This window comes from Streptomyces sp. NPDC001348 (genome assembly GCF_053597535.1).
In genome coordinates, this window is the sequence record NZ_JBSFIK010000049.1 from 60,402 (window position 1) to 67,113 (window position 6,712).

Genomic DNA, 6,712 nt, shown 5'->3' on the forward strand with positions numbered 1-6,712 from the left:
CCGGCTCTGTGATGTGGCTGTGCGTCAGCCCGTCGGCAGCCGGTACAGACCAGCCGGCAGCGGCTCCACCAGACCGTCCGCGACGAGCCCGTCCAGGGCGCGGGCCCGCTGCACCGGCTCGTGCCACACCCGGTCGAGCACCGCCTGCGGCACGGGGGCGTGCGCCTCGCGGAGCACGGCCAGCAGCTTGCCCCGCACCTGGCGGTCGGTACCGGCGTACGTCTGGCCCCGGCGCGGCGGACCCGTGTGCTCCGGTTTGCCCGCCAGCCGCCAGGTGCACTGGGAGGCGATCGGGCAGCGCGGGCAGCCCTCGTTCTTCGCCGTGCACACCAGCGCGCCCAGCTCCATGGAGGCGGCGGCCCAGCGGGCGGCGGTCCCCTCGTCGTCGGGCAGCAGGGAGCGGGCGAGCTTGCGTTCGGCGGCCGTGGTCGCGTTCGGCGGGTACTGCACGCCCGTCACCGCCCGGGCGAACACCCGGCGCACGTTGGTGTCCAGCACCGCGTGCCGCTGCCCGTACGCGAAGGACGCGACCGCCGCCGCCGTGTACTCGCCGATGCCGGGCAGCGCGAGCAACTGGGCGTGGTCCGTCGGTACGTCCCCGCCGTGCCGCTCCGCTATGGCGACCGCGGCGCCGTGCAGCCGCAGGGCGCGGCGCGGATAGCCGAGCCGGCCCCAGGCGCGGACCGCCTCACCGGGGGCCTCCTTGGCGAGGTCCGCCGGGCGGGGCCAGCGGGACAGCCACTCCTCGTACACCGGCAGCACGCGGCTGACCGGCGTCTGCTGGAGCATGAACTCGCTGACCATCACACCCCAGGGGCCCGCCTCCGGGCGGCGCCAGGGGAGGTCGCGGGCGTGGGTGTGGAACCAGGCGATCACGGGGGCGTGGAGCTTCTCAGTCATGGCACCTCCGATCCTGCCACGGGTTGGTTGCATACGGTTTGCGGCTTGCCCCGGGCGGGGTGTGCCGGGTTGACGCGTCGCACGCGGGGAGCCGGTGCGCGGGGTGGTGACGGAACCTGAGCCCCCGTGCGTGCAGTTACCGGGATGATGATCAGGAAAAGTTGTGTTCCGGGCGGCGGGTGACGCGGGCAAGAGCCGTGAACTCTCGTACAGTTTGGGCCGTGGGATCTCTGCGCAATCCGGTCGGGCCGCTTCCCTCCTCCATCTACTGGCGACGGAGGGTCGTACTTGTGTCGGTGGTCGCCCTGTTGGCGCTGCTGATCACCTGGATAGTCACCTCGGGCGGCTCCGGCGGGAAGAACGGTGCCGAAGGGCCGGGCGGCAAGAACCCCGCCCCCTCGATCACACCGGGGCCGTCCGACTCGGGACCCGCCATCAGCCAACACCCCGGCGGGCGCGACGGGTCGGGGGGCTCCGACACCGGTGGCAGCGGGTCGGGCGGTTCGGGCGGATCCACCGGCTCCGGGGACGGCTCGGGCTCCGGGGGATCCGGCGACGGGTCGGGAGGCAGCGGCTCCTCCGGTTCGGGTTCCGGGTCCGGATCCGGAACCGGGTCGGGGTCCGGCGGCGGCAGCGTCGTCGCCGGGGACGCGCTTCCGGCGTCGTCCACGCTGCCCAACTGCACTTCGGCCGCCGTCACGTTGCACCTGCGCAGCGTCCACAACTCCTACTCCCCGGACCAGACGCCCGCCTTCGAACTCACCGCGAAGAACTCGTCCACGAGCGACTGCAAGATCGATCTGGGCCCGAAGAAGGCCGTGTTGACCATCACGCAGGCCGACGGCAGCGACGACTACTGGTCCTCGGCGGACTGCCCCAAGGGGGCGGCGAGCCTGGTGTTCCGGGTCTCCGCGGGCAGCACCATCACCTACACGGTGAAGTGGGACCGCAAGCCGAGCGCGCCCGAGTGCGCGACGCCTCCGGCGGGGTCGGCCAAGGCGGGGACGTATCTGGTGGAGGCGAAGGCCTCCGGGTTCACCACGGCGCAGACGTCGTTCGTGTTGTCGGCGGACTAGCTGATCATGCCTCGCCGCCAGGGGGCTTCGCCCCCTGGACCCCGTATCGGCCTGAACGGCCTCGCCCTCGATCTCCCCCAGAGGGGGCACCCCCAGACGGGCTGAAAACGCAGGCCGACGTCAGACGTACCGCTCCAGGATCGACGACTCCGCCAGTCGGGACAGGCCCTCGCGCACGCTCCGGGCCCGTGCCTCGCCCACGCCGTCCACGGTCTGGAGGTCGTCCACGCTCGCCGCGAGCAGCTTCTGCAGACCGCCGAAGTGCTCCACGAGCCGGTCGATGATCGCGCCGGGCAGTCGCGGCACCTTCGCCAGCAGCCGGAAGCCGCGCGGCGACACCGCGGTGTCGAGGTTCTCGGGGGAGCCGGTGTAGCCGAGCGCGCGGGCGACCGTCGGCATCTCCAGCAGCTCGGCGTGGGAGAGGGCGTCCAGCTCGTGCAGGGCCTCGTCGACCGTGCGGGAGCGCTTGGCGGTGGGGGCCGGGACGTAGTCCCGGACGACCAGTTCGCGCTCCGGCTCCACGCCCGCGATCAACTCGTCGAGCTGAAGGGCGAGGAGCCGCCCGTCGGTGCCCAGTTCGACCACGTATTCAGCGATTTCGGTGGCGATGCGGCGCACCATCTCCAGGCGCTGCGCGACGGCGGAGACGTCCCTGACCGTCACCAGGTCCTCGATCTCCAGCGCCGACAGCGTCCCCGCGACCTCGTCCAGGCGGAGCTTGTACCGCTCCAGCGTGGCCAGGGCCTGGTTGGCGCGGGACAGGATCGCCGCGGAGTCCTCCAGGACGCGGCGCTGCCCGTCCACGTACAGGGCGATCAGCCGCATCGACTGCGAGACCGAGACGACCGGGAAGCCGACCTGCTTGCTGACCCGGTCCGCCGTGCGGTGCCGGGTGCCCGTCTCCTCCGTGGGGATCGTCGCGTCGGGCACGAACTGCACACCAGCCCGCAGGATCTTCGACAGGTCGGAGGAGACCACGATGCCGCCGTCGAGCTTGCACAGCTCCCGCAGGCGCGTGGCCGTGAACTCGACGTCCAGGACGAAGCCGCCCGTGCACATCGTCTCGACGGACTTGTCGGAACCGAGCACGATCAGACCGCCGGTGTTGCCGCGCAGCACGCGCTCGAGGCCGTCGCGCAGGGACGTGCCGGGAGCCACGGAGCTCAGCGCGGCACGCATCAGGCCGTCGGCACGGGAACTTCCGCCGGACTTTCCGGGAGCTGCCGCCCGGTCGTTGGCTGCCACTGCACTCCTCCGGTCGCAGGATCTGAGGCGCTCCCGTTTCGCGCACTCGGTTCGTACGGACGGGCGAGACCAGGGCAAAGTCTACCGGCGGTCCTCCGCGTCCCGTGGGGCCTCTCGGCGACGGGAGCGGGGAAGGACCCGCAGCGCGTCGCCTATGTCGGCGACTTCCAGCACCTTCATCCCGGCCGGGACCTTGCCCGGATCACCCGGTACGAGGGCGTGCGTGAAGCCCAGCCGGTGCGCCTCGGCGAGCCTGCGCTGCACACCCGTCACCCGTCTGACCTCGCCCGCGAGGCCGACCTCGCCGATGGCGACGAGGTTCTTCGGCAGCGGGGTGTCGCTGGCCGCCGAGGCCAGGGCGAGGGCGACGGCGAGGTCCGCGGCCGGCTCCGACAGCTTCACACCGCCGACCGTCGCGGAGTAGATGTCCCGCTTGCCGAGGGCGCTGATCCGGCCGCGCTGCTCCAGCACCGCGAGCATCATCGACACGCGTGAGGTCTCGAGGCCCGACGTCGTCCGCCGCGGGGAGGGGATCTGCGAGTCGACGGTGAGCGCCTGCACCTCCGCGACCAGCGGGCGGCGGCCCTCCAGGGTCACGGTCAGGCAGGTGCCGGGCACCGGCTCGGCACGACGGGTCAGGAAGAGCCCGCTCGGGTCGGCGAGTCCGGTGATGCCCTCGTCGTGCAGTTCGAAGCAGCCGACCTCGTCCGTGGCCCCGTACCGGTTCTTCACGCCCCGCACCAGGCGGAGCCGGGCATGCCGGTCGCCCTCGAAGCTGAGCACCACGTCCACCAGGTGCTCCAGCAACCGGGGGCCGGCGATGGCCCCGTCCTTGGTGACATGGCCCACCAGCAGCGTGGACATGCCGCGTTCCTTGGAGGCGCGGATGAGGGCGCCCGCCACCTCCCGCACCTGGGCCATGCCGCCGGGCGCCCCGTCGATCTCCGGGGAGGCGACCGTCTGCACCGAGTCGAGGATCAGCAGGGACGGCTTGACCGCGTCCAAGTGCCCGAGCACGGCAGCCAGATCGGTCTCGGCGGCGAGGTACAGATGGTCGTCCAGGGCGCCGATCCGGTCGGCGCGCAGCCGCACCTGGCTCGCCGACTCCTCACCCGTCACATAGAGGGTGCGGTGTTCGTCACTGGCCGACTTGGCCGCCACGTCCAGCAGCAGCGTGGACTTGCCCACGCCGGGCTCACCCGCCAGCAGCACCACCGCGCCCGGCACCAGCCCGCCGCCGAGCACCCGGTCCAGCTCGGGCACCCCGGTCGAGCGCGCGGTGGCCTGGCGCCCGTCGACCTGCCCGATGGGCAGCGCCGAGCTGGTGACCCGCCCGGGCGCCGTCGTACGGACCGCGGGCGCCCCGTACTCCTCGACCGTCCCCCACGCCTGGCACTCGGGGCAGCGGCCGAGCCACTTGGCCGTCTGCCAGCCGCACTCGGTGCAGCGGTAGGACGGGCGGTCCTTGGTGGTCTTGGTACGGGCAGCCATGGACGAAACCGTAACCGCCGGCACTGACAACGCGGACCCGGACCGGCCGCCGGGACCGCCGACGCCGCCGGTGGGAGCCGCCTCCCTGGCGGACGGGCCGCGGAATCCCGCATTCCTGTCCCCTTATGAGGGATCGTTTCACCCGTACGGATTAAATGTGCTCAAGGCGCCGGAATGGTTCGTCCACGGCCGCCTACGGTCGCACGGGTGATGAGCAGCAGTCCGGAGACATCGACCCGCACCACCGGCGCACATCGAGCGCACCGGGAGGCTCGCGATCGTGCTGCGGCGCGCACGCTGGCGCAGCAGCCGCCCGCGCGCTACGACCCCTACCTGGACGGCCTGTTCACCTACTGCCTGTCCGTGCTGTGCGACCACGACGCCGCGACCGCCGCGCTGGGCGACGTCCTCGCGCTCGCCGAGCGGCGCGGGCAGCGGATGCCGGACGCGGCGGGCGACCGCAGGGCCTGGCTGTACGCGCTGGCCCGCTGGGCGTGCCTGCGCAAGCTGGCCGAGGCCAAGCAGAAACGTCAGGCCACGCACGCGGCGGGCCGCACGGCGCCGGGGAGACAGCCCGCCGGCGTGCCCGTGTCCGAGGAGGCACAGGAGGAGCGGCGCCGCGAACTCGCCCTGCTGGCCTGGCCGGAGGCCGCCGGGACCAGCCCGGAGCAGCGCGAGGCGCTCGAACTCGCCGTGCGCCACCACCTCGCCGCCCACGAGGTCGCCGCCGTCCTCGGCATGAGCCTCGCCGCCGCTCGCGAACTGCTGGCGTCCGCCGCCTGCGAGGTCGAGCGCACCCGCGCCGCCCTCGCCGTCGTCGAGGCCGGTGGCTGTCCCGGTGTCGACCGGCTCACCGGCGAGGGGCAGCTGGTGCTCAGCAGCGCCCTGCGGCGCGAGCTGGTGCGGCACGTCGACGACTGCCCGCGCTGCCGCCGCACCGCGGGGCGCGCGGCCCCGGGACACTGGCCCGGCGCCACCGTCACCCCTGCCGAGCTGCCGGTACTGGAGGCACCCCGCGCGGCCCTGCACGTCGCGCTGGCCCATCAGCCGCGCGCGCGGGGCACCGCGGTGCCCCGCTTCGACCGGCGCGGCTTCCCCATGGACCCCAAGGACCGCGCCGCCCGCCGGGACCGCATTCGCGCGCGTGCCGTCACCACGACCGTCGTCGCCACCGTGGTCGCCGCGCCCGTGCTGGCCCTGTGGGCCGCCTACCGGGGCACCCCGGTCGGGGAGGGCCAGGACGGCCCCGCCGCCACCGCGCGCGAGGCGCACATGTTCGACGGCCTCGACGGCGCCCCGGCCGGCGGCTACGAGAACGCCGGCAACGCCAGCGTCCCCGGCGGCCACCTCGCCAAGGACGGCTCCTCCGACGTGTCCGTGGAGGTGATCAGCGCCCCCGGGACCGGGCACAAGGGAGCCGGACACCTCGCGGTCACCGCCGCCACCCGCGGCGACACCACGCTCGTCCGGCTCACCGCGTCGGGCCCCTCCCCGGTCCGCTGGTCGGCGACCACCTCGGCCGACTGGCTCTACCTCAGCCGGTCCTCGGGAACCCTCCGGCCCGGCGAGTCACTCACGCTCAGGGTGTACGTCGACCAGCTGCGGGAGCCCGCCGGCCACTGGACCGCACGGGTCATGATCGCCCCGGCGGGCGCCGCCGTCTCGATCGAGGGCTACGGCACCGCCCCCACCGGCCCCTCCAGACCGGCGGACCCGCCCCCCACCGCGGGCCCGGACCCGACCCCCACGTCCCCGGCCCCCTCCGACCCGGCACCCGCCGACCCGCCCCCGCCGACCGACCCGACCCCGGCACCGACCGCCCCGTCGTCCCCGCCCGACACCCCCGGCAGCCCTACGACCCCGCCGACCGACGACGACACACAGAGCCCTCCGGACGCTCCCTAGCTAGTAGTGCTTCGTTAGGTTCTGGCTCTGGTTCTGCGTGTGGTGAGTGGTCGGCCGCAGGTGGTGCAGGTGCCGGTCCAGCACCTCAGCAGGTC

At 73.7% G+C, this 6,712-nt stretch carries 5 protein-coding genes; 2 read left to right on the top strand and 3 right to left on the bottom strand.

Annotated elements, in window-relative coordinates; genetic code table 11:
- Positions 1-24: 24 nt before the first annotated feature.
- Entirely contained in the window at positions 25-900 is an 876-nt protein-coding gene (locus ACWC21_RS35675; protein ID WP_450888121.1) for an A/G-specific adenine glycosylase, read from the bottom strand.
- 221 nt (positions 901-1,121) lie between these two features.
- On the opposite strand from ACWC21_RS35675, the gene ACWC21_RS35680 reads away from it, so the two are divergent.
- A complete protein-coding gene (locus ACWC21_RS35680) occupies positions 1,122-1,976 on the top strand; it encodes a hypothetical protein (protein ID WP_450888123.1) in 855 nt (284 codons plus the stop codon).
- 120 nt (positions 1,977-2,096) lie between these two features.
- On the opposite strand, the gene disA is transcribed toward ACWC21_RS35680, so the two are convergent.
- Both disA and radA read right to left on the bottom strand, forming a co-directional pair.
- Complete coding sequence (disA, locus tag ACWC21_RS35685; protein ID WP_450888125.1) at positions 2,097-3,221, bottom strand: DNA integrity scanning diadenylate cyclase DisA; 1,125 nt, start codon at positions 3,219-3,221, stop codon at positions 2,097-2,099.
- A gap of 81 nt (positions 3,222-3,302) precedes the next feature.
- Entirely contained in the window at positions 3,303-4,712 is a 1,410-nt protein-coding gene (radA, locus tag ACWC21_RS35690; protein WP_388805332.1) for a DNA repair protein RadA, read from the bottom strand.
- A 207-nt stretch (positions 4,713-4,919) separates the two neighbouring features.
- Between radA and ACWC21_RS35695 the strand changes: the two genes are divergently transcribed.
- Positions 4,920-6,617 carry a BACON domain-containing protein gene (locus ACWC21_RS35695; protein WP_450888127.1) on the top strand — a complete coding sequence of 566 codons (1,698 nt, stop codon included), beginning with the start codon at positions 4,920-4,922 and terminating at the stop codon, positions 6,615-6,617.
- Positions 6,618-6,712 lie beyond the last annotated feature (95 nt).

What these genes read in the sequence shown, in the direction of transcription:
- ACWC21_RS35675 (WP_450888121.1), bottom strand. Translation starts at nt 900, where the DNA reads ATGACTGAGAAGCTCCACGCCCCCGTGATCGCCTGGTTCCACACCCAC.
- radA (WP_388805332.1), bottom strand. Translation starts at nt 4,712, where the DNA reads ATGGCTGCCCGTACCAAGACCACCAAGGACCGCCCGTCCTACCGCTGC.